This window comes from Dactylosporangium sp. NPDC005572, from assembly GCF_040605515.1.
Classification (GTDB): Bacteria; Actinomycetota; Actinomycetes; order Mycobacteriales; family Micromonosporaceae; genus Dactylosporangium.
Map to the genome: position 1 here is coordinate 14126 of NZ_JBEXCY010000181.1, position 1486 is coordinate 15611.

Consider the following 1486-nt stretch of genomic DNA (forward strand, 5'->3'; position numbering starts at 1 on the left):
CGGACAGCCCTACGCGGGTCAGGCTGGCTACGCGGCTCAGCCTGGTCAGCCTGGTTACGCGGCTCAGCCCGGTCAGCCTGGCTACGCGGGCCAGCCCGGTCAGCCTGGCTACGCGGGCCAGCCTGGCTACGCGGGCCAACCCGGCTACGCGGGCCAGGCAGGCGCCCCCGGTCACCCAGGCGCCCCCGGTCACGCGGGCGGTCCTGGCCAGCCCGGCTACCCGGCTCAGCCAGCCGCCCCGTACCAGCCGAACAACCCCGCCCAGCCCGGCTACCCGGCCCAGGCAGGCCAACCGGCTCAGCCGGGCCAGCAAGGCTGGTCCCAGCCCGGAGCCCAGCCTGGCTGGACGCCTCCAGCAACGGGCCAGGCCACACCGCCCGGCCAGGCCGGCTGGGCCCCGCCCCCCGGCACCCAGCCGCAGGCTCAGCCCGGCTGGCAGCCACAGCCTCCAGCCACGGCCCAACCGGGATGGGGCCAGCCCCAGTCCTCCGCACCCCCGGCCTCAGCCCCGCCGGCCCCGTCCTGGGGCCAGGCGGCAGAGCCCGCATCAGCGCCACCCGCCCCGTCCTGGGGTCAGGCGGCCGAGCCCGCGTCGGCACCGCCGGCTTCCGCGCCACCGGCACCGTCCTGGGGCCAGACCGCGGAACCCGCCTCGGCACCGCCCGCTTCCGCGCCACCGGCACCGTCCTGGGGCCAGGCGGCGCAGCCCGCATCGGCACCGCCCGCCCCGTCGTGGGGCCAGGCCGCCGAGCCCGCGTCAGCACCGCCGGCATCCGGTCCGCCGGCCCAGCAGCCCTGGAACGGCGCGGCTGAGCCCGCGTCGGCGCCACCCGCCCCGTCGTGGGGAGGCCAGGCGCCCGCATCCCCGGAGCCTGCCTCGGCACCACCCGCCCCCTCGTGGGGCCAGGCCGCCGAGCCGGCCTCGGCACCTCCGGCGCAGCAGTCCTGGGGCCAGCCACCGACCTCGACGCCCCCCGCCTCGGCACCCCCCGCCCAGCAGGCGTGGGGCCAGCCGCCGACGTCGACCCCGCCCGCGTCCGGCCCGCCGGCCCAGCAGTCCTGGAACCAGCCGGCCGCGCAGGGCTGGGCCGCGCCTCCGGCCCCCGCCCAGCAGGGTTGGAACCCGCCGCCGGCCGAACCTGCGGCCCCCGCGGAACCGTCCTGGGGCGCACCGCCAGCCTCGAGCCCGCCCGCCACGAACCCGCCGGCGCAGAGCTGGGCCGCGCCTCCCGCCCAACCGGCCGAGCCCGCAGCACCGTCGTGGGGCCAGTCGGCTGAGCCTCCCGCGCCGTCGTGGGGCCAGCCCGCCGAACCGGCGTCCGCACCCCCCGCGCCGTCCCAGCCTGCAGCACCGTCCTGGGGCCAGGCCGCCGAACCCGCGTCCGCACCCCCGGCACCGTCGTGGGGCCAGGCCGCTGAGCCGGCCTCCGCGCCTCCCGCGCCGTCGTGGGGCCAGCCCGCCGAACCGGCGTCCGCACCCCCCGCG